The sequence below is a fragment of the Bacillus sp. DHT2 genome, assembly GCF_026241455.1.
GTDB lineage: Bacteria > Bacillota > Bacilli > Bacillales > Bacillaceae_G > Bacillus_A > Bacillus_A pseudomycoides.
The window spans coordinates 54,214-79,662 of the sequence record NZ_JAPHWH010000010.1; the positions used below are offsets into that span (position 1 = coordinate 54,214).

Consider the following 25,449-nt stretch of genomic DNA (forward strand, 5'->3'; position numbering starts at 1 on the left):
AACCGGCATCTTTGTTACATGATAAAAAAAGGAGCGATTATACTTGAGTACAATTACTTTAAGAAAAGAAGCAGTACGCGTTGTATTAGAGAAAAAGAAATTAACAGGCGTTGTCGCAAAAGTTGCGCTCGTATTAGACATTTCTGGGTCTATGCGAACACTTTATAAAAACGGTACTGTCCAAGAAGTTGTTGAACGTGTTCTTGCTGTAGCAAGTCAATTCGATGATGATGGTTCATTAGATATTTGGGTGTACGATAATGAGTTTTCAAGATTACCAACCGTTACCGAAAAAGATTTTGCTGGTTATGTTGAAAAACATATTTTAAATAACACTTCCATTCATAAATTTGGCCGAAATGATGAGCCACAAGTAATGGAAGATATCATAAAAAAATATACGATTGAAGAAAAAAGCACAGAGCCTGCCTTTGTTATTTTTATTAACGATGGAGGCTGTAAAAAAGGAATTCAAAAACCGGTTGTATTCTCTTCTAACCAACCGATTTTTTGGCAGTTTGTTGGAATTGGAAACGGCAAATTCGACGTTCTTAGAAAGCTTGACGAAATGGAAGGGCGTTTCATTGATAACGCAAACTTCTTCTACATTCGCGATATCGAAAAAACAACAGATGAAACGTTGTATAACAATTTGTTGAATGAACTTCCGATGTGGATAAAAGAAGCGAAGGAGAAAAAGGTGATACTTTGAAAATAGGAGAAAAGATACGCCAAATCCGGATACATCGCGAAATGACACAAGGGGAATTAGTAAATGGAATTTGTTCTATTCCATATTTAAGTCGAGTTGAAAATGGAACGGCAAAACCTTCTCATTCTTTTTTAGAGAAGGTTTCAGCCAAACTGGATATTAGTGTGGATTATCTCACAGAGCAAAGTAAAACTGACTTTGAGGCAGATATAATAGCGATTACGATAAACTATAAAGAGAATAACAAATTGACTGAAAGTGAAATTTCTTTTTTAGAGTTACATACTCGGGAAATGCATCCACTCCCAATTCTTTTACATATTTTTGGTGTACTACTCCATTATTACGCTCGTACTAGTTCACCCAAAAAAGGTGATTCCATTTATCAACAAGCAATAAATTTAATACCTAATCAGCCTAATCAAATGTTTGCTGAAGACTTTTCCTATTATTACATAGCATGTGGTAATTATTTTTATATGAAACAAGATTTTATTAAAACAAATGAATACTACGAGCAAGCAAATCAATTATTAACTACGGAAGAAAACTTACAAAGAGCTAATTTATACTATAATATGAGCCTAGTTAAACAACGTCTCATTAAAAACCAAAGTGTGAGCCGGAAATATTCAAAAAAAGCATATGAAATATATAGCAAGTTAAATAACAAAGTTTTCATATCAGATACGCTTATTACAATTGCTGTACAATATCATCTCGATGAAAGATACGAAGAATCCTTACAATACTTAAAAGAAGCTGAACAATATGTAAAAGAACTTCACGATCCTGCTATGTATTTTGCAATGATTTATTACAATTACGGAAGAGTATATCAAGGGTTAGAAGAATTCGATACAGCAATTCAACACTTCAAGCGTTCCTTGAAAATAAATATAGCAATCAATCAGCAAGAGTCAAATATTTACGCATTGCGAAGCCTTATTGAAATTTACTTACATTTAAAAGAATGGGAGCAAATCAATAAAGTCATGCCGGAAGCCATCAAAATCTTAGAAACTTACGATATGCCTTCTGTTTATATCGAAATTTATACATATAAAGCGCATCTCTATAAGCTTCAAGGTGACCATCAGGGCTACGAGAAAGAAATGCAGAGAATTATTGATTTTGGAATGGGTAACAGACAATATATACAGGTTAAAAAGCTAGCTACTGAATTAGGAGATCATTTTTATGAATTACGTGCTTATAAATTAGGAGCAAAATATTTTAAAATCGCCTTACAATGCGACCTTGATATAGAAGATTTTTAAACTAATTTCTAAAATGGCAATTCCCCTCTTTGCACACAATCAAAGAGGGCGAAAATTGTAATTAAAAAACAAAACTCTTCTGTTTTATCCTCTGTGAACAATTCTCTTCTCTAGGAGCGATTTCTATCGTAATTAGCCCATAATAGTAGGCCCGAATTCCAATTTCTACACGATGATGAATGTTCCATTTTTCTTTAATAGAAGCTATTATCTCCCCTACCCTTCTCCGGCTAATATACAACGTTTGAGCAATTTCTTTATCCTTCATTCCGTTTGAGACGAGAATGGCTACTTCTTTTTCTTTTGCACTTAATCTGACACTCATTTTTTCATTCTCCTTCCTCTACTCCTATCGATTTACAATCCATTGACATAAAAAAACGGGAGATAGATTGTTCTCATATAATAAAACATCTTCCTTAACAGCAATTTCAAAAGAACATGTTAACTCACCATGGATATCCAAAAATTTCTTTATTCTCTTAATCATATACAGAAGCATTTTTTCTACTTCTTTATCTAATAATCGCTCAAGTCTACTATGCTGGATTGTATAGCCGATTGCTAATGTTGCAACCTCATTTTGAAGACGATCAACATCACAAATATACATGAACTCATCACAAACAAAATTCATTGTATATATCCCTGGAACATAAATACTTTGAACTGCTACAGGGTTAGAAATAATAAGAACGGGAACAACAGGAGAATTGGTTAAATCGATTTCTTTAAATGCTTCATATAACAACTGAGCCAAAATATTAATATGGACATTCAATACCTTTCCATCACCTTTATCATGCAATGAAAAAAGTTTGTCCGAAATAATACGCTGATACAATCTAACCGTCTGTTCGTTTCTAATGAATAATTCGTTATGAATCATGAATGGATCACCTCCACTTTCAAGTCCTTACTATTACTTTATAACGTGGAGTTAGTTAATTTATAGTAGTTAAAAATACTGAAAAAACAGAAGTAATTTTTATTATTTCATAGAACGATTTAACCAAACTCATAAAAAAAACCGCTATAAAAGCGGTCTTTCTTACGCTGATAATTCCTTGAGCGTGTCACTTAGATTAAATTTTCTTAACTGGGATGAAGCAATCATTGCTGCACTTGTTCCGAGTATAACGCTCGCTGCAGCCAGTAATAAAACTTGATTGTATGGAATCGTAATAACGGTTAGTTCTAAACTCGTTAAGACAATATAGCTAAAAATCACACCGCCTCCAATTCCTATACATCCAGCTATTGCACCGAGTAATGCACCTTCTAGCCATACAATTCTTCGCATTTGCCCAGGAATTGCTCCTACTGCACGAATCATACTTATTTCAGCGCGTCTTTCATGTAAGCTTGCCACAATCGCATTCATTAAGCCAATACCCGAAATAACAAAAATAATTACAACCAATAAACGAATGAGCATAACCATTTGAGATAACAATTGTTCTTGCTCTTTTAATAAATCGGTACTATTTATAACCTCTATATTATCTTTACCATTTGTTATCTTTGTTACTTTCTTCTTAATTGTTTCAAAAGGTACCTTAGAGTCTGTCATAATTTGAATCGATTCATATCCTTTTACATGAAACATATTTCGCGCCCATTGTTCATTTACGAAGACATAAGTACTTTGCATTCTCAAGTTTTTCTCGATAATAGAAACGACTTTAATAGACTGTTTTTGCTTCCCTTTCCCTTGCACTTCAAGCGTATCATGTAGCTTAATCCCTAAATTTTTTGCTGTTTCTTTTGTAATTACTCCTTCTCCATCTTTTAATGGAGTACTCAAGTTTTGACCAGAAATAACTTTCATCTTGGTCACCTTTTGAAACGCTGTAATATCAGTACCCACAACTTCAATCGCATCATAATTATATTTATTTTTCTTCATAAATTCGTACCATTCTTGATTTGCTTCTTTAAAGTCATAATTTACAAGTTTAGATGTGGAATCAGAGGCTGCTCCGACAATTTCTTTTACCCCTTCAACGTCTTGTATCTTTCCTAGCCAATTAAATGGGATATTTTCAATTCCTTGTGACTCCATTGGAACACGAATGACTAAATCTGCTGGTAAATTCTTTTGTAATCCTTGCTTCATTCCTTCGTACATCGCATTCACATACATCGTTCCAACTAGCGATAACATAAATCCAAATGCTAGAATTGCGACTGAAACAGCTGCCTTTTTACGATAACGAATGACATTTCGGCTACTAATTGTTGTCTCAATGCGAAATATCGTTTGAAATGGTTTAGCGATAACTGACGTAATCACACGAATCAACAATGGGATTGTAAACAATAAACCAATTGCAAATAAAATTGCTCCAATCGCACTTAGATTAAAGCCAATATATTTTTCAACAACTGTTCCACTTAAACCAATTACGATACCTGCCATTAAAACAATAAGACTGAAGATACTCCATTTCCGTTCTTTCTTTTGATTGCTCGGAAGTCCTGGTCTTAAAGCTTGAACTGGTGGTATTTTTCTTACCATAAATGCCGGTATGGCTGCACCTATTACAGACATGATAATCCCTAGTAAAAATGTAATGAATAAAATCTCAAATGAAATAGAAAATGATTCTTGCCCTGTACTTTCTACATTCACCCACTTGTTAATAAAAGAAGCTGCGAGCTGATGTGTGCTAGCACCAAGTACAACTCCTACTAACGAACCAATCGTTCCAATACATAATGCTTCTAATAAAACAATGAAAATGACTTGATTTGGATTACTACCAATCGCACGTAATAAAGCCCATTGTTTAAAGCGACTTCTTACAGATAAGAAGAAGCTTCCCATAATCAAAAGCGCTACAACAAATAAAGCAATTCCGCCTAAACTAAAGACTAATGGCTTCATCACATTTAATCTTTCTAATGCTTTATCTACATATGTACGCTGATCTATTTTAATATTTTCAAGTTTCTCATTCGCATCACTAGCGATCATTCTTTTTATATTCGCATCAGATGTTTTCACTTGAACAAGGTTAAATTGACCTTGTAAGTTTAATTCCTTTTGCATCCAAGCAATCGGAAAATATGCGCTATGTCCCATTGCTGCCATCAATGGTGGATTCAAAATCCCTACAACTCTCACATTTTTTTCACCATGCGGTGGAAAAGGCAGACGAATCATATCTCCTACTTTTATATTTTCTCGATCTGTATACCCTTTCGTAAGTGCTACTTCCGCCCCTTCTTTCGGATATCGCCCTTCTGTAATTTTATAAGAACGCATATCGGGAGAATCTTGTTCCACGCCCCAATACGATGGTTTGCCAGAAAGCTCTTTATAATTTGGTAACGGATAAGGGATAAGTACTTTTGATATTTTTTCCGCACTTTCAAGACCGTTCAGTTCTTTTAATTTTTTATCTTTTAAATACACATCATTTTTAATATAACCAAGTTGCAAATCATAATCACCATAACGACTCACAACCTGCTCTTTAACACTTTGTTCTACAGACTGATTTCCTAGTAGTAACATTGTTGCTAACATAACGCCTAAAGCAGCCCCAAGAGCGATTAACATGTTCCTTAGCCAATTCTGCTTAATAGACTTGGCCGCATATTTAATTATCCAAGACATCGCTCTTATCACCTACCTTAAAGTGCCGATTCATAATCTCTTGAATGTGCGTAACTTGCTGCGGAATATGCCGGAATTTCCATCCTTTACTTTCGGCATGTTCATGAATTACTTCACCATCTAGTAAGAAAACAACTTTATCTGCATGAGCGGCTACAAACGGGTCATGCGTGACAACAACTGCCGTTTGCCCCAATTCATCACAAGCATTACGAAGAGCCGCAATGATATTTTTGCTATTTTCAGAATCCAACGCTCCTGTCGGTTCATCTGCTAATATAATAGCTGGTTCATTGGCAAATGCTCTCGCAATGGCAATCCTTTGCTGCTGGCCACCTGATAATTGCGATGGTAAGTACTGTTCTTTCCCTTTTAAACCAACAAGCTCTAATAAACGCTTTGCCGCTGTTGTCGCCTTCTTCTGCGGGACATTATCTAACAGTAACGGTAATCCCACATTTTCTTCCGCATTAAATACTGGTATTAAATTAAACTGCTGAAAAATAAAACCTATTTTATGCCTCCGAAACAACGCGAGTTCTTTTTCTTTTAATGATGAAATTTCAGTACCATCTACTCGAATGCTTCCCGTCGTCGGAATATCTAATCCTCCAAGCAACTGTAAAAGAGTGGTTTTCCCCGACCCACTCGCTCCCATAATACAAACGAAATCACCTTTTTGGATTTGGAGATTAATCCTTTTTAATATCTTTACCTTACTATCACCAATATCAAATGATTTTTCTACCCCTTCAATTTCAATGATATTCATTTTTTATACCCCTTTTTTTTATTTAATTATCTTTATATTAAATATATATTCTGCTGCGAAACCAATCTTCCTATCACAATGTACTTGTATTGTAATATAAATATATTTTGAAACACACTTCGCAAAATAGCACATCTCACATTTTCTAATAAGAATTTGAATTTCTTGATTCCCCCCTCGATTCGTAACCATAATAGTTACAATAATATTTTCTTTTTAAGAAAAACTATCAACATATCCACAAATAGGAGGAATAAACATGAAACATCTAATCGTTTATGCACACCCAAATCCACAAAGCTTCAATCATGCGATTTTAGAAACAGTAAAAAGTGAACTTGAAGAAAAAGGTCATGAAGTACGTGTTCGCGATTTATATGAACTAAATTTCAATCCAGTATTAGCAGCTTCTGATTTTGTTTCCTTTTCTCAAGGAAATACACCAGCTGATATTAAAGAAGAACAAGAACATATCACTTGGGCTGATAACATCACATTTATTTATCCAGTGTGGTGGGCAGGTCTTCCAGCAATCTTAAAAGGATATGTTGATCGTGTATTTAGCCACGGCTTTGCGTACGCTTATGGTGAAAATGGAATTGAAAAGTTACTAAGCAGTAAAAAAGGATTGCTACTATCCACAATGGGAAATACAAAAGGAGCTTATACAGCAAGCGGTATGTTTGATGCAATGAAGAAAACAACTGATGCTGGAATCTTTGAATTTACAGGAATTGAAACGTTAGAGCACACATTCTATACGAGTGTCCCTTCTGTGGATGACGGCGCGAGAAAACAATATCTTGAAGAAGTAAAAGAAGTAGTGAATCGTTTATTAGGGTAAGATGAAACTTCCATCAGTGAGGTTAACGCAGAGTGACATGCTGATTTAATTTTCTCAATAACGGATATGACTGAACATGGTAAAATAGCAAATAGGATGAGAGTCCTAATACATATGTGGTTTTCAAGTCAAAAAAAGACACTCGAAAGGGTGTCTTTTTAACATCCGCATATAGCTAGTACAAACAAAACGAATAGAATAATTACTATGGATATTCCAAAATTGAATGTAATCGTATGATCCATATCCCTTCCCCTTCTCGCAAATCCATTTATAAAAAATATTATTAAAGTAAAAAGACACTCAAGTGAGTGTTTTTTAGCAGCTAAATCCACCTTCCCAACAGCTGTATAATCCCTACTTTAGTAAGTGCTCAAAACAGTAAGCTGTGGATATTTTGACGGATTTACATTACTGTATGTTGATTAACGATGAGTGAGCAGGTCTTTTTCTGTAATTTAAACAATGAATGTAATTTTAATATACACTTACGCCCATCCCTACTTAAATCGAATTACAGCCTTCATTCAGCAAAAAACAAGCAATCTAAAAGATTGCCTGTCCACTATTACATCTTCTCAATCCACTCTGTCAAGTTATGCACAACTTGTGTTGGCTGCACGTCATACTCTGTTAACTTCTCCACAGTTGTGACTCCAGTGTGGACAAGAAGTGTATGCATACCAGCATTTATCCCCGCTAAAATGTCAGTATCATAGTTATCCCCAACCATTAGCGCTTCTTCTTTCGCCATGCCAAGTACTTTTAGTGCTTGTTCCATAATAATGGATTCTGGTTTTCCGATAAAGATTGGCTCTACACCTGTTGACACTGTTACAACAGATGTTAAGGAACCGTTTCCAGGTAATAAACCACGCTCAGTTGGAATGGCAATATCTCCATTTGTTGAAATAAATATCGCACCATTACGTACTGCAAGACATGCTTTCGCTAGCTTTTCATATGTAATTTCGCGATCTAATCCAACAACGACAAAGTCAGGATTTTCATCCACAAGTTTGAATCCTTTTTCTACAAGTGCGTCATGCAATCCTTCTTCACCAATCATATACACAGACGCATCTTGTTTACGCTCATAAATAAAGTTTGCTGTTGCCATGCTTGTTGTAAATACTTGCTCTGGTTTAGCTGGAATATCGAAACGAACAAGCTTTTCTGCCACTTGCTCTGGTTTACGCGTTGAGTTATTCGTTACAAACAAATAGGGAATGCCGCGCTCCTGTAGTGCTTTTACAAAGTCGCTTGCTTCTTCAATTTGTTCTTCACCGCGATACATTGTCCCATCTAAGTCGATTAAATAGCCTTTATACATCCATCTGTCTCTCCTTTTTTTCTAGCGTTCATACCCTTCTTATATTAACCGCTTTTTCCAAAGAAAAAAACGCTTTGTCTAAAAGCGTCCCATAACGTTCATTTTTTCTCTTGTATGTGATACGAACAGTGACAGTCACCATTGCACATATTTGATAACACTTTCACATTTTCATCAGAAAACAACCGCTTATACATACTTTCTTCCTCCAAACAAAGCTGTGGATATTTTTCAGCAACAGCCTTTAATGGACAATTTTGTTTTTGTAATATGTACGAGTTTTCTCCCTCTTGCTTCACTTGTACCATATATCCCTTTTTCTCTTGGATAACAGCAACTTCCCGAAGCTTCTGCCATACATTATCTTGTCTGCTGATTCGCTTTTGTAATTGCTCCTCCATCCGATTCGTTCTCGCTTTTAAAATAGCATTAACAAGTGTTTCATCACCGATTGACTCTAAATCCTCTAACACTTCTAAAGCAAATTGCTTATAATCTTTCGGAAACGAATCTTCTCCTTTTTGACTTAGGTCGTATACATATGTTGGCCTTCCCACATGTTGACGCACCATTTTCGACTGAATGATTTTTTCTTTCTCAAGCTTACTTAAATGACGACGTACTGCCATCTCCGTAATCTCTAAAGATTCAGCTAACGATGCAACTGTTTGTTCACCATTTATTTTTAAAAGCTGTACAATTTCTTCCTTCGTTGTACGTGCTTCCTCCATTTCTCATCCTTCTCCCTTTTGAGCCGTTCCCATAGACAAAAAAGACCCCCAAAAAGGTTAATGGGGATCTTATCCATGCGCTTATTCTGCTACAAATGCAGATACAGGTCCTAATTCCTTTTCTAAGTAACGGCGAATATTCGCAGGGTATTTTTGTACCACGGCAATTTGTTTTTGAATCGTTGTATATAATTCTTCATGGTTCATTTGAATATAATCTTGCATAAGCATTTTCCGAAGAACAATCACTTCTTTTATCCCTTTTCCTTCTTCCTCACTTATGACTTTTTCGTCCATTAAAATATCAATAATATCTTCATAACTCCCTGGATCACGCATAATAAATCCATCAATCATTGCATTTCCAACATCTAGTATGCAATCAATGATGAGATGCGACATACGCTCTAATGCGTAATATTCAAAATTCGTTTCATATTCTTGCTTCTCTTGAAATGTATCTACTACTTGTTCTAAACATGCTAACATTTGCTCTATTTTTTTTCTGTCTACAAAGTACATGAATGTCACCTACCTGGAAATTAAAGCATTTACATTTTAATTGTAACCGTTTCTTCTGAAAAAATCGACAATTTTTCGAATTCACCTTTCACGCGTTATTTGTTATAGTTATAACTGTATGATTTTTGAAATTGGAGGAATGTCACCTTGGAACGTGAACTCGCATTAGAAATTGTCCGTGTAACAGAAGCAGCAGCCTTAGCATCCGCACAATGGATGGGCCGCGGAAAGAAAAACGAAGCAGATGATGCAGCAACTACCGCTATGCGTGATATGTTTGATTCAGTAAACATGGCAGGTACTGTTGTAATTGGTGAAGGAGAACTTGATGAAGCACCAATGTTATATATTGGTGAAGAACTAGGAACAGGTAACGGTCCAGAAGTAGATATCGCCGTTGATCCATTAGAAGGGACAAACATCGTTGCAAAAGGTCTTGCAAATGCAATGGCAGTTATTGCAGTCGCAGATAAAGGAAACCTTCTTCATGCTCCGGATATGTACATGGAAAAAATCGCGGTTGGTCCAAAAGCAGCTGGTAAAATTAGCTTAGATGATCCAATTGAAAAAACAATTGAAATTGTAGCAGAAGCAAACAATAAGAAAATTCGTGACCTAACGGTTATCATCCAAGAACGTGAACGTCATCAAGATATTATTGACCGTGTTCGCGCAAAAGGTGCACGTGTAAAACTATTCGGTGATGGAGATGTTGGTGCGTCAATCGCAACAGCTCTTCCAGGAACAGGTATTGACTTATTCGTTGGTATTGGCGGCGCTCCAGAAGGCGTTATCTCTGCAGCAGCACTAAAATGTCTTGAAGGCGAAATGCAAGCACGCTTAGTTCCAATGAACGAAGAAGAAGAAGCACGTTGCCGTAAAATGGGATTAGAAGACCCTCGTCAACTTCTTATGTTAAATGACTTAGTATCTGGTGACGACGCAATCTTCTCAGCAACAGGCGTATCTGCTGGCGAGTTATTAGATGGTGTGAAATTCCTTGGCGGAGACTTAGCAGAAACATATTCTATCGTTATGCGCTACAAAACAAGAACAGTACGCTTTATTAAAACACATCACCATTTAGATCATAAGCCTCACTTAAACTTAGATATTTAAAAAAGGAGCCTGTGTAGTATGGAAGAACGTTTCTTTCTTTACGACGATACAGTCGATACAAAAACGCGTTTCGTTAGCTTTATGGGAGAAAATGAGCGCCACGATTTAGCGCTTTTATATTCCGATCGCCATTACGGTAAAACAATTGTCCTTGATATGCAGCGTAATAAATTTGCAATCATCGGCACTGACGATTTAAACGAACCTGGCTACTTAGAGCACGCTTTTTCTGTCTCTGAAGAGATTGCAGAAGAACTTCGCTCATTCTTATTTGAACTTATATAATATTATGGCACCAGCTACCTTGATAGCTGGTGTTTTTTATACATAACAAAGTTTTGAATTTTCAATCTTTTATGTTATACTTATGAACAAATCTATTTGGAAGAAAGGACGTCTACTACGTATGCCAACATTTACTTTGTAATGGATCAGCAACTGAATAGCATTACTCTCAAAAAAGCTATGTGCTTTGTCAAGGGAGTAGTCTGTTCATTTCCCATTACAAAGGAACGTAGCACATCTGTAGTATGATGTTTTACGGAGGTTCCTCTTAAGGGAGAACCTCCTTTTATTTTTGCCTATTTCTTTCCCATTCATACTGCAAGACATCCAAATAGCTGTCTTACGTTCCTTTACCATCAAACGAGGTGAAGGAAAATGCAGAAAGTACAACTTTCTTGGAATTTATATGAAAATGAATTTGAAACGATAGTCGAAAAGCATTGTAAAAATTGCGGGCATACCACCCTTTTTACTGATACGAACATTCATAGGCATAACGCAAACGGAAAAAATATTTACCGCTTTTCCATTTATAAATGCCCGAAAGGACATACGTGGAACAAGAAACTTCACATTTATAAGTCTTTTTCTGATCATGTCGAAACGATCGATGTGTTTCAAAAAGAACAAGGTGAGATGATCACTACTATCTCGATTATGCAATATAAAGAAGCTGGCACTACAGAATTAGCCATTGTATTAGAAACAGTTTTTGGCTCTCATCGCATGGATAAAGCACTCGCTACGTATATTTCAGATTGGAGCCGCACCGCGATTGTAGACAAAATAAAAAACGGACACATTCAGTTGAATGGACAGAAGATGAAACCAAATACAACGCTTTCTGAAGGTGATCTTATTTCAATTTGCTTGTAAAGGGGACACATATGCTAAAAATAACAAAAGGTACACTTAACCTATTAGATAAGTTAGATGATATGTATGAGCAGTGTAAAACGGACCTACTCCAAAAACAAATTTACCAATGGGATGACTCTTATCCGACGCGAGAAACAATTTCCTACCACTTAGAAAATAATGAACTCTATTGTCTATGTAAAGATGATTCAATCGTTGGTGCCGTCATTTTGAATGAATGGCAGTCCCCAGAGTATACGCTTATTGACTGGTCAAAAACGGAAGGACGTTTTCTCATTGTCCACTCTTTTGTCATCCATCCAGTCGCACAAGGAAAAGGATATAGTAAAGAACTATTATCCTTTTGGGAAAATGAAGCATAGCAAAAGAACTATATCGGGATACGCTTAGATGCTTTCACAGGTAATCCTGTTTCCTTACGTTTATACGAAACAAATAATTATATATGCCGGAGCGCTGTTTATTTTTCAAGTAAACCAGATCCCTATAATTGGTATAACTGCTATGAAAAAATACTTGATTAAAAAAAATTCCTCTTACGCCTATCGTAAGAGGAATTCTTTTTACTTCTTCACTTTTCGTAATACAAAGTGTGCACAACCAAAATTACAGTACTCGTATAAGTACTCCGATAATGTACTAATTTTCGTATCATATGTCGCACGTTGGTTACTATCATCAAAAAAACCGCGCAATCTGAGTTGATCGTAGCCCCAGTCACCAACGATATAATCATATTTATTTAAAATTTCTGCATAGCGCTCTTTAAATGCTTCTTCACGAAAACCGTTACGATAGTCTTTAATTACTTCGTATTGAACATTATTAATGCTCATTGTAGCATGAATCTCCTGCTTTTGCTCCATCATTAACTTCCTTTCTAAGCATTCTTCTTTTTATCGTATCACAAAGCCTAACAACCAACAATTTCAAATACAAAAAATTGAAAAGTAGTAAATGCTATGAAGAAGGAGGTGATACATCTTGAAAAAACAAATGATACTCTCTCTTCTCACGCTCTCTTTATTTGTAGGTTGCTACTCGACAAATAAAGCTGAAATGGAACATGAAAAAGGCAGCCGCGTTCTTGTCTCCAATAAAAACGACATGTATCATACAGAAAATACAAATACAAAGCTTACAAGAGTCGGATACTCCTCTAAACAAAAACATGAAGTATCTAACAAACAAGTGGGTGCCATTAACCGCGAGAAGGTAGCTGAAATGATTACAAGTATGACAGTAAATCTTCCGGATGTCACAAATGCTGCTACACTTGTGACCGATGACGAAGTATTTGTTGTATACAAAGCAAAAACAAACGATCCTGCTCTTGTAACAGATCAAGTATATAAAACAGCTTTATCCATCGTTCCTCGCTATTATAAAGCATATGTATCAACAGACCAAAAATTGATCACGCAAATTCAAGGTCTGCAATCTGGTACATTAAACAATAAAGAATATGAACAAAGCCTTGATATGCTAAAACGTGAAATGGGGAAAAATCCGCATTTGAATAATACGCAGAATCAAACATTAAATGACATGCTTAAAAAATAAAAAAGATGGCGGCTGCCCACTTGAGACAGCCCCATCTTTTTTATTTTTTACGGTTATCTGCGTATACCGCCATTGCATCGCACATAAACTGTGCTAAACCTTCTCCAAATTGGTCAATATTTTTTGTAAAACGTTCATCATCTACATACATTTGACCTAATCCTTTGAATGTCTCTAATGAATATTGACCGAAGTTTTGCAAGTAATCGTACCATTCTTGGATTGCTTCTTGTGCTTCTTTAGAATCAGGCGCGCCATTTCGAAGTGTAGCCAGCTTTCTATAAATGCTATTAAACTCTTCTTGCTTTTCTTTAGGCATGCCAGCTGCTGTCTTATTCGCTTTATCCACAGCTTCGTCTCCCCATCTCTCACGTGCTTCTTGCTCATATGGGTTTTGGCTGAAATCAAATCCTTCAAATTTTTCTTTATTCGTCATTTGAATCTCTCCTTTTGTATGCTTAATTGTCTTATCAATTGTCGCAATCACCTTATCCAGTCTAGCTCGCTTCTCGAGCAGCATTTTCTTATGCAATTGAAGCGCTTCTTCTCGGTCAAATGAAGGACTCATGATAATTTCCTTAATCTTCTTTAAAGGGAAGCCAAGCTCTTTAAAAAATAAAATTTGCTGCAATGTCTCTAGATTTTCATTGGAATACAGACGATACCCTGACTCTGTCGTCTCGTCTGGGGTTAACAACCCAATTTCATCATAATGATGCAGTGTGCGCACACTAATACCAACTAAATCAGCTACTTCTTTTACCCTCATTGTCATTGTTTCGCCTCCCTTCATACATACAATAAAGTATTACGTAACGTGAGAGTCAATAAAAAATGATTATTAAATTATGTGTTTTTTATGACTAAAAACTCCTCCACTCCACATTCCCTTAAAATTCAGGCATAATATATATGTACATATATTAGAAAGCGGTGAAAAATATGGTTTCAAATGCTGTAATTACCAGTATGATTGTGCAACTAGCGATTTCGGTTCTAGTTCCAATTATTGTACTTATTTATTTTCGAAAAAAATATCATATAAACTGGAAAGTTGTTGGTGTTGGGGTTCTTATCTTTATTGGATTTTCACAAATTCTCGAAACACCTTTTCACGTATTTATGCTGGGCAATCCAACAACATCGGAAATATTGAAAAACCCATTTCTTTATGCCATCTATGGTGGACTTACTGCCGCTATCTTTGAAGAAGCAGGTCGATTCATAGCCTTCTTCTATTTACTTAAGAAATATCAAGAATATAAAGATGGTTTAGCATATGGAATTGGACACGGAGGGATTGAATCTATTTCAATTGGGGCTCTAGCTAGTCTTCAAACTCTATACTTTGCTATTTCAATCAATAATGGAAGTTTTTCAAAACTTATTGAAAAGGCCCCTCAGCTCAGTCAAGTACAAGATTTATTACTTAGCACTCCTTCCTATCTCTACCTACTTGGTAGCTTAGAAAGAATCTTAGCTTTGGTCTTACAAATCGCCTTCTCAATGCTTGTATTATACGGCGTAAAACATAAGAAATATATTTTTGTTATATATGCCGGCTTGTTCCATGCATTTATAGACTTCTTTGCAGCTCTTTATCAAAAGCAAGTTATCAACATATTTGTTGCAGAAGGAATCACGCTTATTTTTACGATTTGCGCTTTCATTCTTATTCGTAAAATGAAAGACAAATTAACAATTGAATCCGAAAAAAGCTAAGTCCATGCGGCTTAGCTTTTTTTGTATAGAGGATTTTTTTCCTATTTGTCGAAGTATGTATGGTCAACTTAAAAAATGAGGGATGGATTTTGAAAAAACTTATCGCAGTACGTCACTGCTCAGCAACTGGACAAGAACGAGATGCAGCACTAACAATTGCAGGAGAAAAGCAAGCACACTTTCTTGCTGATTTTCTCCTACAAAATAACCTGCAAATAGAGTCCATTATTTCAAGCCCTTTCACTCGAGCCATTCAATCCATTGCACCATTTGCATTACGAACCAATCTACCCGTAGGCGAAGATGAGCGCCTAGAGGAACGCATATTAAGCAATAATCCAATGAAAGATTGGCTACAAAAACTAGAATATACTTTTACAAATATAGATATTGCCTTTTTAGGCGGAGAGTCAACAAAACAAGCGATGGACCGCGTTGCATCGCTTATTCAAGATATTTTACAACAAGAACACCAAGTAACATTACTTGTTACACATGGAAATTTATTAACGCTCATTTTAAAGTACTTTGATAATCGGATTGGTTTTTTAGAATGGAAAAACTTAAGCAATCCTGATATTTACGAAATTACAATTGATGAACAAACGACAATCCACAGATTGTGGGGAAAGACCGTTGAAAATTGTTACACGAGATAATATTGAACAAGAACATATCTGCTGTGCAATGTCAGACAAAAAAGTGAAACGTGGTGTCGAGCTAAAAAAAGAGTGGCTAAAGGATCGATTTGAAGAAGGACTTATGTTTAAAAAGCTAGATGTAAAAGGAAAGGTGTTCATTGAACACATTCCGGCTGAGTATGCATGGGTGCCTATCTCTGCACCAGGATACACATTCATCAATTGCTTTTGGGTATCGGGGCGTTTTAAAGGGCAAGGCTATGGTGCACAGCTCTTAGAAGAATGTATGCAAGATTCTAAAGCGAAAGGAAAGCATGGAATTGTTGTTATTTCAAGCAAGAAAAAGCGCCCCTATTTATCAGATGGCGGCTACTTAAAGAAAAAAGGGTTTCAAGTATGTGATACAGCACCGCCTTATTTTGAATTACTTGTATACAAACTTGATCCAAATGCTCCTTCACCACATTTCACAGCAAGCGCCAAGGACATGAAGATTCCAAATCAAAACGGCTTGGTTGTCTATTATACAAATCAGTGTCCTTATACTGATTATTACATTCATCAAGAATTGGCCAATATCACTCAGCAATATCACATCCCTTTCAAATGCATTCAGTTGACATCGCGAGAAGATGCGCAGCATGCTCCTTGTGCCTTCACGACATATGGAGCTTTTTATAACGGAGAATTTTTAACACATGAAATTTTAAGTGCAAAAAAATTTGAAAAAGTCATGATGAACATGCAGCAAATATAGAAAGGAGCATTACAAAAATATGTACGAAGAAGTAATCTCTTTATTACATAAGACAAATGTTTCTTATGAAAAATTTGAACATGAACCAGTTCTCGATTATGAGACAGATCGTGTTGTTCGTGAACGCCTTGGCTTGCAGGGTGCTCCAAGTAAAAGCTTATTTTTAAAATCAAAATCTGGATCCTATTACGTTTTCTTCACATTGGAAGGAACTCGTCTCGAGAGAAACGAAATGAAGGAAATCACGGGGCAGCGCTTATCAATTTGTTCACCTGATGAACTAAGAGAACAAACAGGATGTATTCCCGGATGCGTCGCTCCTTTTGGCTATTCACAGAATGTAACAATTATTGTGGATAGTTCCGTCTATGCCTATGACAAAATTTTAATTACACCGGGTGTTCCGGAATTTACAATTGAATTATCCACAGAAGAATTGAAAAAGATTTTATCCACATGTCAAAATACCGTTTTAGAATATAAAAAAACAAATTGAAAAACTGTGGTAAAACTTCCTTTATTGTTTCCTATTTAGTTGTGTTTGAAGTAAAAAAATCCTTCTTAGTTTTCACGCTAAGAAGGATTTTTTACTATTATTTTGCTTGTGCTGTATTTTCTTTTGCAGAACGCACTTGCTCATCTGCATGGTAAGAAGAACGAACAAGCGGGCCAGCTTCACAGTGGCTAAATCCTTTGCTAAGAGCAATTTCTTTTAGCTCTGCAAATTCAGCTGGTGTGTAGTATTTAATAACTGGTAAATGTTTTTTAGATGGTTGTAGGTATTGTCCAAGTGTTAAAATATCCACATTGTTCGCACGTAAGTCGTCCATTGCTTCAATTAAATCTTCTCTTGTTTCACCCAGTCCCACCATAATACTAGATTTAGTTGGAATATCAGGTTGCATTTCTTTCGCACGACGTAAAAACTCTAATGAACGATCATATTTTGCTCTAGCGCGAACTCGGTCAGATAATCGACGTACTGTTTCAATGTTATGGTTTAAAATATCCGGTTTTGCATCCATTAACATTTTTAAATTTTCTTCTACCCCGCCCATATCAGATGGCAGTACTTCAATAGACGTGAATGGATTTTTGCGACGAACAGCGCGCACTGTTTCAGCAAAAACAGCAGCTCCGCCATCTTTCAAATCATCACGTGCAACCGCTGTTATAACAACGTGTTTTAAGCCCATGTGTACTACAGAATCTGCTACGCGTTCTGGCTCTTGTAAATCAAGCTCCGTTGGTAAGCCTGTTTTAACCGCACAAAAACGACAAGCACGTGTACAAACCGCACCTAAAATCATAAACGTTGCTGTTTTTCTTACAGCCCAGCATTCGTGAATATTCGGACATTTCGCCTCTTCACAAACGGTATGCAGCTGCTTAGAACGCATCATTTTCTTTAAGCCTGTATAGTTTTCATTTGTATTTAACTTAATTTTCAACCATTCGGGCTTGCGCTTATATTCTGTTTGTTTTGTCATGTTATCAACTCCGCACAATATGAAATAGTTTACCGTGTTCGCTTCTTTCAATGTAACATATCTATTCTAACGTATGAAAGCGATTTGCTCAAATGAAGATTCCAAGAATTTTTACCAATGATTTACTATAATGAAATATCTCGTATATCCCACACTAGAAAGAGTGATGTTGTGAAAGGAGTTTATTTTCATGCCTCGAAAGATTGCCTTATTGCTTTCTATTTGTTTTCTTCTTGGGCAAGGCATTGCCTATGGTGAAGTGAATCAAAATCAAATATACGAAAAGCGCATGACACTATATAAAGAAACTGAAAAAGATGCTAATATTCCATGGTATTACTTAGCCGCAATTGATCAATATGAACGCAATATACGGAGCGTAAGAAAAGATATTCCGAAAAAGCCCGATGCTATCATATCAATTTACTTTAAACCAGAAATGTGGGCTGGACCTGCCAATGGTTCTACTAACGATACTCTTCCCCACACGATTTCTCTGTTTGGGGGGATTGGTTTAGATGGCGATAAAGATGGAATTGCAAATGCAAATAACGACCGAGATCTTTTGCATACAATGGCAACTATTATAAAAAAGCAAGGGGCTTCAGAAGACCGTATTAAAATTATGCTCTGGGAATATTATAGACGTGCAAAAACGGTTGAATTAATTACCGAATATGCTCGAATCTATAAGCACTATGGTCGTATTAACTTAGAAGGGAATGCTTTCCCTCTTCCTGTCCATAGCGACAATAGCTACCGTAGTACATTTGGCGCTGGGCGGAGTTTTGGAGGAAGACGTATTCATGAAGGCACCGATATTTTCGCAAGGCACGGTGTACCAGTAAGATCTACCTGCTACGGCGTTATTGAAACAAAAGGTTGGAATCGCCTTGGTGGTTGGCGCATCGGCATTCGTGATTTATATAACAATTATCATTATTACGCACATTTAGGTGGCTTTTCTAAAGAAATACAGCTAGGACAAATTGTAGAGCCAGGAACCGTTCTTGGCTTCGTTGGTAACACAGGTTATGGACCTCCTGGTACAGCTGGAAAGTTCCCACCACACTTGCACTTTGGATTATATAAAGACAACGGGTATACAGAATGGGCTTTTGATCCGTATATGCATTTAAGTTTGTGGGAGCGGAAAGAACGTGCGAATTTAAAAAATAACCGTAGCTAATTGCTACGGTTGTTTCCTTTTAGGTCCTATAATGTCTTTTCAAACTTACTCATCCGTTATAATACATATTTTGTTAATCCTTTGCTTTATTCGATAAAATTTTCCATATTTTTTAGCATTAGCTTAAAAAAGCAATACAACATAAAAAAGCGAATGATTTAATCATCCGCTTTCTTCCCTTTACTATCTGGCATAACAACTCCGCCGCTTCCATAATAAGATGGTACCTCTCCTTGTACAATTCGCGTTGCAATTGGGATATTTTGTTTTACTGTAATTTCTTTTGTACGAAATGGAATAATTACCTGTAGCGTAACCTGTACCTCCATAACAACTTCAATCGCTGTATTGTTAATTCCATGCGGTTTTACATTTTGCTTAATATCCGTATTCACATGACCAATTGTTGTAAAATCAATCGGAATATTCGGCCCTAAATTACCAAGGAGTGCATTATCCGTTATGCGTCCAAGAGGAACAGACATTGACACTCCGCTCTCTTCTGGAAGACCGAGTGCCTTCATATCCCCCTTCTCCACTTGATGCAAATATTTCTCTATGTATGCAGTAGTCGATGTCAAAATCTCATTTACTTGCTTTGTATTTAAATCGATTGTGGATACTCTTCCATTCTTATCGTTTTGTACTTTCATTAATGAATCCACATCAAACCCTTCCTTAATTCGATCCTTTACCGCTTTCGTCATCACAACCGTTGCCATTTTATGTGTCTGCGTTTCTCCATATTTTATTAATGTAGGTTGAATACTTTTATTCACAATCCAGAATCCTTGTAAAGTTAACAATAAAAAAATGATAAACGAAATGAGTAGTACATGCCGAAAGGGGAGTGGTCCTTTTCGGAAACGCGAAGCTTTTGGACGAAATGTACGCATAAAAAAACCCTCCTTCTTATATCATTTCTATGCAAGAAAGAGGGACGATATATACTTATATCATTTTTAATAAAGCATCTTTTCCAATTGTTCCTGCTGGAATGCCTAGAGCCTCGGCTTCAGTCGTTACCGATTCAAGCGGCGCTTCAAGAAGCTGCTCAATCGTTCTCACACCAACTGCGCGGCCAGCAATAATACCTCGGTCCCCTAACTTCTCGTTTAATAGACCGACATCTAAAGCTCCACACATAATATATCCCTTATCGCTCATAACAGCCAGCAAATTTGTTTTCGGAAGCTTTACGCTAACCGCTATAAACGTATAGTTATCAATGATAATTGGTTCCACATTAACCATAGTTCACACACTCCTCTCTTTCTTATCTTTATGAAAAGAGAAAAATGAGTGTTACAGGTTAACTAGCCTATAGTTTGATGGAAGATGTATAAGTTATCAACATCTCTGTTAACACATCTCGCAATAACTCTGGCATATAATATTGTTTTTCAGAAAGTGTGGATAGTTCTGGGTATAAGTACCCGAATGTAAACATATCAATCGTTCCGATAGTGTATATACGTTCTAACTCTAATGATTCTCCATTAATCAATACATCTTCGAGTAAAATTTTATTTCCAGGAATCGTATCTAATGTAACTTCCAGACCATCATAAATCATTTTCCCCATAACTTTCCCACGAAAACCAAGGCCTTTTACCTCAAGTTGTTCCATATTTGGACGACGTGCTTTTAAAATAACATCTCGTAATGTTTTTCCTTTTACTTTTAGTGCACATGGATTAATAGGATGTGGACAAATGCGGTGGATATCTCCGCGCGTTACAATTCCTTCTTCTAATCCTTCTAATAACACACCCGCATTGACCATCCCAATTTCCGCATTACACCATTTTTTTAATGCACTTGCTAACATACGGGAAATTTGTGTCTCCTGAAACCAATCAATCGGCAATGGTTCTTTTAACTCAACAATCGGATCTGCCATAATGAGTTCGCTTTCTTTCTCTAACGCTTCAATCGTCGGCAATGACTCTCCGTAAGCTGACAGACGATTTGTACGAATCGCTCTCCCATCCTTTTCTGTCACTCTTTTTGTCTCTAGATCCACCGTTAGCTGAACATGTCCGACATAATGCCCCCACTTTTCTCCACAGCAAAGCAAAGTCCCATTCACAAGAACACCACGCTCAAACAAATGATGCGTATGTGCCCCTAAAATAACATCAATATCATAATGCTCTGCCATATACTCATCTGCATTCTTTCCAAGATGAGAAAGAACGACAGTAACATCAGCTTTTTCTTTCACTTCTTCTAAAATTACTTCCAAATGTGCAATCGGATCTTCAATATGCCAATCCAGCATTTCATAGAACTCTGGATAAGCTACCGTTAAGCCGATAAAAGCGATTGTAACTCCATCTGCAGTTGTATGCAACTTGTACGGTTTTACCCAATTAGGACACGTTCCATCTCTTTCAAATAAATTAGCTACAAGCACCTCAAAATTCGCTTCATCATATAAATGTCCAAGATGCTCCTTCGCTAATGTAATTCCTTCGTTATTTCCAATCGTTACATAATCATATAACGCTTCGTTTAATAATTTCGTATTGCCCTTTCCATTCGTTGCTTCCGTTATACGATGAAAACGATCCACATGATCGCCAATATCTAATGTAAAAACAGATTCTCCTGCTTTCTGTCTGCGCTTTTTCTCTTCTTGTACAAACCGAGAAATTTGCGGCCAGTTTTCAAAATGACTATGTATATCGTTTGTATGATAAAGGTGAATGATTGTTTCTTTATTTATATCCAGAGAAAAAACCTCCTCTCAATTCCTTACTGCCTTTTACGCTATCTACTTGCAATAATCCTGTAAATACTTTTCGCCTTTTCTTGCTATTTTACATTGTACTCTGATTGGGGAAAAAAGCAAAAAGATACCTTTTAATTAGAAAATTTCCACACTAAAATGGATGTATGGAAGTGATTCCTTTGTTTAACAAATATAGCTTTCTCTCTCTGTGGGTTACATTAGCTGGAGTTGTTTCATTTTCACTCAGTTATGCCCTTGCAGCAAATTTAAGTTTTTTACCAATCATTTTCTTTTTTATTAGCACCGCTTGCATCATCCTCGGCCTCATATTCAGCATGATAGCTATAAACAAGAACGAACCAAGCAAATGGAAGTTTGTCGGTATTTTTGTTCCACTTCTAGCTGTTATTTTCATATTACTCATCCCTGTTCTTATTGGAGCATTTGGATTTAGGGAACCGTAAAAGCGCCCATCGTACGACTTTAACACTTTGGAATTTTTACGGTACAGCTAACAAAACTCTTTATCTTTTTTGAATACTTAGACCGTTTAAACAGAAGCTATCCCATATACTGGGATAGCTTCTGTTTTAGAAAATAAAGAAAAGATAAGTTGTAATAAATGTTGCTGCAATATAAATGCTTTCTTTTACAATTTCCCATACTTTTTTCTCCATGCTCCTTTCGCAAATTGCTTCATATGTTCCACCTCCCGTTATTCCCATTTATCTATTTTTTAGAAATTCCTTAAAAATTTTTAAGGGGATTTCTAAATGTTTTAACTACACATAATAGACGTTTGCATTCACACTTATAACATTCTTGATACGCTATCTAAAATAAGGTGAAATTTTAATCAGTGGGGATTTTCTTCATCCCCCACTGATTATTAGTTCAACCAATCGAGCTTTTACGGGATAAATTTGAATATACTCACTCCCATGATTAAACCTACTATTCATTTACATGAGTACCCTTTACAAAAAAAATCTGGAAAATCATTGCATTTTTGATATAAAATTTATATATTGTATATAGAGTGTATATACAATATAAAGACTAAGAGGGATTTGCATGCAAATAATTATTTCAAACAGTTCTAAGGAGCCGATTTACGAACAAATTACCAATCAAATAAAATCACTAATTTTGAGTGGTGATTTAAAAGAGGGAACGACACTCCCATCAATGCGCCAGCTCGCCAAGGATTTGCAAGTCAGTATTATTACGACAAAGCGCGCGTATGAGGAGCTAGAAAGAACAGGATTTATTTATTCGATTGTAGGTAAGGGCTCTTTTGTTGCTGAACAAAATTTAGATGTAGTACGTGAGAAAAAATTAAAAGTTATTGAAGAACAGTTATTGTCTGTCATTACGAATAGTAAGGAAATTGGACTACCCTTAACGGAACTGCGAGAATTATTAACTATTTTATATGAGGAGTAAAATGTATGGAGAATATAGTAGAGCTACACAATGTTAGTAAAACATTTCAAGGTTTTTCGATAGAGCAATTAAATTTACAAATCAAAAAAGGATTTGTAACAGGCTTCATTGGCGCAAATGGTGCTGGGAAGTCGACAGCCATTAAAATGATGATGAACTTATTAAAGCCAGATGCAGGTGAGATTAAAATTTTCGGCTTAGACTACGCATCACATGAAAAGGAAATTAAGGAGCGCATCGGTTTTGTTTTTGATAATAACGTATTTTATGAGGGCTTAAATCTAAAGGATATTAAGCGAATGGTCGCACCCGCTTACAAAAATTGGGACGAGATGATATTTAAGCAGTATGTAGAGCAGTTTGAACTGCCGATGAATAAAGCGATTAAAACTTTTTCAAAAGGTATGCAGATGAAGGCTTCATTAGCACTTGCTCTATCACATCATGCTGAGTTGATTATTATGGATGAGCCAACAGCAGGTTTAGACCCAATATTTAGACGTGAGTTACTCAATTTACTGCATGAATTAATGCTTGATGGCAATCGCACAATTTTCTTCTCTACACATATTACGACGGATTTAGATCGCATCGCTGATTTTATTGCCTTTTTAAAAAAGGGACAATTAATGTTTAATCAGTCAATTCATGAGGTGGAAGAAAACTATGCATTAGTAAAAGGCAGTACGGATTTATTAGATCGCGATACAGAAAAAGCCTTTATGCATATTCATCGTGCACCGACTGGCTTTGAGGCATTAACAAATAATGTAGCTGAAGTTGAACAAATTTTTGGTAATGAGGTTATGATTGAACGCGCCTCATTAGAAGATATTATGTATTACTCGAAAGGAGTAGGGCACCATGCTTAATTTAATCAAGCGCGATTTAATTTTACAGAAGAAACAATTACTAGTTTATTTAGGCTTCATTATCTTTTTTATTGTGATGAACAAGCACCCTATTTTAATATTTACGATTGCAAGTATTTTGATTCCATTTAATACGCATGCCTATGATGCAAAGGCAGAAACAAATATTTTATTAAATTCTTTGCCATATACACGTAAGGAAATTGTCGCTTCACGTTATATTGGAGCAATTGTTTACATGTTGTTGGCAATTGCTGTAACAAGCGCAATGCTTATCATCTTCCAAAAGTCATTTACTGTAGAGCATATTGTAATGGGCAATGCATTATTTTTGCTATTTGCAGCCATTACATTTCCACTATTTTATCAATTTAAACAAGATCATATGCTTTTGATTATTATGGCTTTATTTTTAGTATTAACTGCTTTTGGTCCAGGTGCTGTACAATTTCTTGCAACAGAGTTTAGTACCGTTACTGATACTATTTTCAGCTTATCTATACCTACTTTGTATGCCATAGCTACGATGATTATCGTATGTGCTTATATCATTTCATGTGGGGTATCATTAATCATTTATCAACGTAAAGCATTTTAATTCGGAATTTTCGGTATTGTACAATAAAATAAAAATTGAATATGTTATCTTTTTGAAGGAGCAAAATCCGGTGAGATTTCATCGGATTTTATTTATGTACGAAAATTAATTTCAAAATATTTTTTGTATAACATATCTAATATCATCGTAAGTGATTTGTTAAATTTAAAATTAAACTAATTTTATTTTCAGTATAGATGGGATACAAATATTGATGTGACGGGATTTTTAAAATATTATCCTTTACATTGTACTCTCATTGAATGAAAAGATAACTAAGGCGTATACATCACCTTAGTTATCTGTCGTTACATTATAATCATATAGTACCT

At 35.9% G+C, this 25,449-nt stretch carries 29 protein-coding genes and 1 pseudogene; 16 read left to right on the plus strand and 14 right to left on the minus strand.

The window, feature by feature from the left end; genetic code table 11:
- Nucleotides 1-43 precede the first annotated feature (43 nt).
- Together ORL93_RS20995 and ORL93_RS21000 are read left to right on the plus strand one after the other, a co-directional pair.
- Entirely contained in the window at nt 44-712 is a 669-nt protein-coding gene (locus ORL93_RS20995; protein ID WP_097794088.1) for a vWA domain-containing protein, read from the plus strand.
- Entirely contained in the window at nt 709-1,992 is a 1,284-nt protein-coding gene (locus ORL93_RS21000) for a helix-turn-helix transcriptional regulator (protein WP_097794089.1), read from the plus strand. The genes ORL93_RS20995 and ORL93_RS21000 overlap by 4 nt, the downstream gene beginning before the upstream one ends.
- 61 nt (nt 1,993-2,053) lie before the next feature.
- Here the strand turns inward: ORL93_RS21000 and ORL93_RS21005 are convergent, their stop codons facing one another.
- The 4 genes from ORL93_RS21005 to ORL93_RS21020 all read right to left on the minus strand — a co-directional run bounded on the left by ORL93_RS21005 (nt 2,054) and on the right by ORL93_RS21020 (nt 6,389).
- Complete coding sequence (locus ORL93_RS21005) at nt 2,054-2,317, minus strand: response regulator transcription factor (protein WP_003208890.1); 264 nt, start codon at nt 2,315-2,317, stop codon at nt 2,054-2,056.
- Between the two features lie 24 nt (nt 2,318-2,341).
- Nucleotides 2,342-2,881: a hypothetical protein gene (locus tag ORL93_RS21010; RefSeq protein WP_003208889.1), complete on the minus strand. Its 540-nt coding sequence runs from the start codon at nt 2,879-2,881 to the stop codon at nt 2,342-2,344.
- A 162-nt stretch (nt 2,882-3,043) separates the two neighbouring features.
- Nucleotides 3,044-5,617 carry an FtsX-like permease family protein gene (locus ORL93_RS21015; protein ID WP_265959448.1) on the minus strand — a complete coding sequence of 858 codons (2,574 nt, stop codon included), beginning with the start codon at nt 5,615-5,617 and terminating at the stop codon, nt 3,044-3,046.
- Complete coding sequence (locus ORL93_RS21020) at nt 5,601-6,389, minus strand: ABC transporter ATP-binding protein (RefSeq protein WP_097794091.1); 789 nt, start codon at nt 6,387-6,389, stop codon at nt 5,601-5,603. The genes ORL93_RS21015 and ORL93_RS21020 overlap by 17 nt, the downstream gene beginning before the upstream one ends.
- Before the next feature lie 259 nt (nt 6,390-6,648).
- Here ORL93_RS21020 and ORL93_RS21025 point away from each other — a divergent pair, with 259 nt between their 5' ends.
- Entirely contained in the window at nt 6,649-7,233 is a 585-nt protein-coding gene (locus ORL93_RS21025; protein WP_097794092.1) for an NAD(P)H-dependent oxidoreductase, read from the plus strand.
- Between the two features lie 568 nt (nt 7,234-7,801).
- On the opposite strand, the gene ORL93_RS21030 is transcribed toward ORL93_RS21025, so the two are convergent.
- From ORL93_RS21030 to ORL93_RS21040, 3 genes are all read right to left on the minus strand, one after another.
- Entirely contained in the window at nt 7,802-8,566 is a 765-nt protein-coding gene (locus tag ORL93_RS21030) for a TIGR01457 family HAD-type hydrolase (RefSeq protein WP_097794093.1), read from the minus strand.
- 98 nt (nt 8,567-8,664) lie between these two features.
- Complete coding sequence (locus ORL93_RS21035; RefSeq protein ID WP_003201499.1) at nt 8,665-9,297, minus strand: helix-turn-helix transcriptional regulator; 633 nt, start codon at nt 9,295-9,297, stop codon at nt 8,665-8,667.
- A gap of 81 nt (nt 9,298-9,378) precedes the next feature.
- The gene (locus ORL93_RS21040) at nt 9,379-9,819 is read right to left on the minus strand and encodes a DUF86 domain-containing protein (protein ID WP_097794094.1); all 441 of its coding nucleotides are present in this window, start codon (nt 9,817-9,819) and stop codon (nt 9,379-9,381) included.
- Between the two features lie 147 nt (nt 9,820-9,966).
- Between ORL93_RS21040 and glpX the strand changes: the two genes are divergently transcribed.
- The 4 genes and pseudogenes from glpX to ORL93_RS21060 all read left to right on the plus strand — a co-directional run bounded on the left by glpX (nt 9,967) and on the right by ORL93_RS21060 (nt 12,626).
- Nucleotides 9,967-10,938, plus strand: coding sequence for a class II fructose-bisphosphatase (glpX, locus tag ORL93_RS21045; RefSeq protein WP_003208882.1), 972 nt, complete (start codon nt 9,967-9,969; stop codon nt 10,936-10,938).
- 18 nt (nt 10,939-10,956) lie between these two features.
- The gene (locus tag ORL93_RS21050; protein WP_003208880.1) at nt 10,957-11,223 is read left to right on the plus strand and encodes a DUF3055 domain-containing protein; all 267 of its coding nucleotides are present in this window, start codon (nt 10,957-10,959) and stop codon (nt 11,221-11,223) included.
- Between the two features lie 375 nt (nt 11,224-11,598).
- A complete protein-coding gene (locus ORL93_RS21055) occupies nt 11,599-12,099 on the plus strand; it encodes a cytoplasmic protein (protein WP_265959449.1) in 501 nt (166 codons plus the stop codon).
- 11 nt (nt 12,100-12,110) lie between these two features.
- A pseudogene (locus tag ORL93_RS21060) lies at nt 12,111-12,626 on the plus strand (GNAT family N-acetyltransferase).
- Nucleotides 12,627-12,665: 39 nt separating this feature from the next.
- On the opposite strand, the gene ORL93_RS21065 reads toward ORL93_RS21060, so the two are convergent.
- Entirely contained in the window at nt 12,666-12,938 is a 273-nt protein-coding gene (locus tag ORL93_RS21065) for a YutD family protein (RefSeq protein WP_371388589.1), read from the minus strand.
- A 148-nt stretch (nt 12,939-13,086) separates the two neighbouring features.
- Here ORL93_RS21065 and ORL93_RS21070 point away from each other — a divergent pair, with 148 nt between their 5' ends.
- Nucleotides 13,087-13,665 carry a YhcN/YlaJ family sporulation lipoprotein gene (locus ORL93_RS21070; protein ID WP_016112382.1) on the plus strand — a complete coding sequence of 193 codons (579 nt, stop codon included), beginning with the start codon at nt 13,087-13,089 and terminating at the stop codon, nt 13,663-13,665.
- 40 nt (nt 13,666-13,705) lie between these two features.
- Here the strand turns inward: ORL93_RS21070 and ORL93_RS21075 are convergent, their stop codons facing one another.
- The gene (locus ORL93_RS21075; RefSeq protein ID WP_097794096.1) at nt 13,706-14,440 is read right to left on the minus strand and encodes a MerR family transcriptional regulator; all 735 of its coding nucleotides are present in this window, start codon (nt 14,438-14,440) and stop codon (nt 13,706-13,708) included.
- 167 nt (nt 14,441-14,607) lie between these two features.
- On the opposite strand from ORL93_RS21075, the gene ORL93_RS21080 reads away from it, so the two are divergent.
- From ORL93_RS21080 to ORL93_RS21095, 4 genes are all read left to right on the plus strand, one after another.
- Entirely contained in the window at nt 14,608-15,387 is a 780-nt protein-coding gene (locus tag ORL93_RS21080; RefSeq protein ID WP_033799205.1) for a YhfC family intramembrane metalloprotease, read from the plus strand.
- Nucleotides 15,388-15,476: 89 nt separating this feature from the next.
- On the plus strand, nt 15,477-16,046 hold the full coding sequence (locus ORL93_RS21085) for a histidine phosphatase family protein (RefSeq protein WP_265959451.1): 570 nt from the start codon (nt 15,477-15,479) through the stop codon (nt 16,044-16,046).
- A 28-nt stretch (nt 16,047-16,074) separates the two neighbouring features.
- A complete protein-coding gene (locus tag ORL93_RS21090) occupies nt 16,075-16,785 on the plus strand; it encodes a GNAT family N-acetyltransferase (protein WP_080740350.1) in 711 nt (236 codons plus the stop codon).
- A gap of 19 nt (nt 16,786-16,804) precedes the next feature.
- Nucleotides 16,805-17,281, plus strand: coding sequence for a YbaK/EbsC family protein (locus ORL93_RS21095; protein WP_097794097.1), 477 nt, complete (start codon nt 16,805-16,807; stop codon nt 17,279-17,281).
- A gap of 97 nt (nt 17,282-17,378) precedes the next feature.
- On the opposite strand, the gene lipA is transcribed toward ORL93_RS21095, so the two are convergent.
- Nucleotides 17,379-18,275 (minus strand): lipoyl synthase, encoded by an 897-nt coding sequence (gene lipA, locus ORL93_RS21100; RefSeq protein ID WP_003201659.1) that lies wholly within the window; start codon nt 18,273-18,275, stop codon nt 17,379-17,381.
- A gap of 190 nt (nt 18,276-18,465) precedes the next feature.
- Between lipA and ORL93_RS21105 the strand changes: the two genes are divergently transcribed.
- Complete coding sequence (locus ORL93_RS21105; protein ID WP_097794098.1) at nt 18,466-19,464, plus strand: M23 family metallopeptidase; 999 nt, start codon at nt 18,466-18,468, stop codon at nt 19,462-19,464.
- Nucleotides 19,465-19,622: 158 nt separating this feature from the next.
- On the opposite strand, the gene yunB is transcribed toward ORL93_RS21105, so the two are convergent.
- The 4 genes from yunB to ORL93_RS21125 form a co-directional block, all read right to left on the minus strand.
- Entirely contained in the window at nt 19,623-20,360 is a 738-nt protein-coding gene (gene yunB / locus ORL93_RS21110; protein ID WP_003201655.1) for a sporulation protein YunB, read from the minus strand.
- Nucleotides 20,361-20,415: 55 nt separating this feature from the next.
- Complete coding sequence (locus tag ORL93_RS21115; protein ID WP_003201652.1) at nt 20,416-20,718, minus strand: YunC family protein; 303 nt, start codon at nt 20,716-20,718, stop codon at nt 20,416-20,418.
- 67 nt (nt 20,719-20,785) lie between these two features.
- Entirely contained in the window at nt 20,786-22,201 is a 1,416-nt protein-coding gene (locus ORL93_RS21120) for a bifunctional metallophosphatase/5'-nucleotidase (RefSeq protein ID WP_306474326.1), read from the minus strand.
- A 247-nt stretch (nt 22,202-22,448) separates the two neighbouring features.
- Nucleotides 22,449-22,691 (minus strand): hypothetical protein, encoded by a 243-nt coding sequence (locus tag ORL93_RS21125; RefSeq protein WP_218923461.1) that lies wholly within the window; start codon nt 22,689-22,691, stop codon nt 22,449-22,451.
- 584 nt (nt 22,692-23,275) lie between these two features.
- Here ORL93_RS21125 and ORL93_RS21130 point away from each other — a divergent pair.
- The 3 genes from ORL93_RS21130 to ORL93_RS21140 are packed head-to-tail and all read left to right on the plus strand — an operon-like array spanning nt 23,276 to nt 25,117.
- On the plus strand, nt 23,276-23,647 hold the full coding sequence (locus tag ORL93_RS21130) for a GntR family transcriptional regulator (RefSeq protein ID WP_003208951.1): 372 nt from the start codon (nt 23,276-23,278) through the stop codon (nt 23,645-23,647).
- A gap of 5 nt (nt 23,648-23,652) precedes the next feature.
- Complete coding sequence (locus tag ORL93_RS21135) at nt 23,653-24,519, plus strand: ABC transporter ATP-binding protein (RefSeq protein WP_265959452.1); 867 nt, start codon at nt 23,653-23,655, stop codon at nt 24,517-24,519.
- Nucleotides 24,512-25,117 carry an ABC-2 transporter permease gene (locus ORL93_RS21140; RefSeq protein ID WP_018782877.1) on the plus strand — a complete coding sequence of 202 codons (606 nt, stop codon included), beginning with the start codon at nt 24,512-24,514 and terminating at the stop codon, nt 25,115-25,117. Before ORL93_RS21135 ends, ORL93_RS21140 begins: the two co-directional genes overlap by 8 nt.
- Nucleotides 25,118-25,449: the final 332 nt, after the last annotated feature.

Coding starts and splice junctions, on each gene's coding strand:
- ORL93_RS21050 (WP_003208880.1), top strand. CDS start 10,957: ATGGAAGAACGTTTCTTTCTTTACGACGATACAGTCGATACAAAAACG.
- ORL93_RS21095 (WP_097794097.1), top strand. CDS start 16,805: ATGTACGAAGAAGTAATCTCTTTATTACATAAGACAAATGTTTCTTAT.
- ORL93_RS21080 (WP_033799205.1), top strand. CDS start 14,608: ATGGTTTCAAATGCTGTAATTACCAGTATGATTGTGCAACTAGCGATT.
- ORL93_RS21130 (WP_003208951.1), top strand. CDS start 23,276: ATGCAAATAATTATTTCAAACAGTTCTAAGGAGCCGATTTACGAACAA.
- ORL93_RS21140 (WP_018782877.1), top strand. CDS start 24,512: ATGCTTAATTTAATCAAGCGCGATTTAATTTTACAGAAGAAACAATTA.
- ORL93_RS21030 (WP_097794093.1), bottom strand. CDS start 8,566: ATGTATAAAGGCTATTTAATCGACTTAGATGGGACAATGTATCGCGGT.
- ORL93_RS21020 (WP_097794091.1), bottom strand. CDS start 6,389: ATGAATATCATTGAAATTGAAGGGGTAGAAAAATCATTTGATATTGGT.
- ORL93_RS21075 (WP_097794096.1), bottom strand. CDS start 14,440: ATGACAATGAGGGTAAAAGAAGTAGCTGATTTAGTTGGTATTAGTGTG.
- ORL93_RS21005 (WP_003208890.1), bottom strand. CDS start 2,317: ATGAGTGTCAGATTAAGTGCAAAAGAAAAAGAAGTAGCCATTCTCGTC.
- ORL93_RS21015 (WP_265959448.1), bottom strand. CDS start 5,617: ATGTCTTGGATAATTAAATATGCGGCCAAGTCTATTAAGCAGAATTGG.
- ORL93_RS21105 (WP_097794098.1), top strand. CDS start 18,466: ATGCCTCGAAAGATTGCCTTATTGCTTTCTATTTGTTTTCTTCTTGGG.
- lipA (WP_003201659.1), bottom strand. CDS start 18,275: ATGACAAAACAAACAGAATATAAGCGCAAGCCCGAATGGTTGAAAATT.
- ORL93_RS21135 (WP_265959452.1), top strand. CDS start 23,653: ATGGAGAATATAGTAGAGCTACACAATGTTAGTAAAACATTTCAAGGT.
- ORL93_RS21035 (WP_003201499.1), bottom strand. CDS start 9,297: ATGGAGGAAGCACGTACAACGAAGGAAGAAATTGTACAGCTTTTAAAA.
- ORL93_RS21025 (WP_097794092.1), top strand. CDS start 6,649: ATGAAACATCTAATCGTTTATGCACACCCAAATCCACAAAGCTTCAAT.
- ORL93_RS21040 (WP_097794094.1), bottom strand. CDS start 9,819: ATGTACTTTGTAGACAGAAAAAAAATAGAGCAAATGTTAGCATGTTTA.
- ORL93_RS21115 (WP_003201652.1), bottom strand. CDS start 20,718: ATGGTTAATGTGGAACCAATTATCATTGATAACTATACGTTTATAGCG.
- ORL93_RS21065 (WP_371388589.1), bottom strand. CDS start 12,938: ATGAGCATTAATAATGTTCAATACGAAGTAATTAAAGACTATCGTAAC.
- ORL93_RS21090 (WP_080740350.1), top strand. CDS start 16,075: ATGTCAGACAAAAAAGTGAAACGTGGTGTCGAGCTAAAAAAAGAGTGG.
- ORL93_RS21055 (WP_265959449.1), top strand. CDS start 11,599: ATGCAGAAAGTACAACTTTCTTGGAATTTATATGAAAATGAATTTGAA.
- yunB (WP_003201655.1), bottom strand. CDS start 20,360: ATGCGTACATTTCGTCCAAAAGCTTCGCGTTTCCGAAAAGGACCACTC.
- ORL93_RS21010 (WP_003208889.1), bottom strand. CDS start 2,881: ATGATTCATAACGAATTATTCATTAGAAACGAACAGACGGTTAGATTG.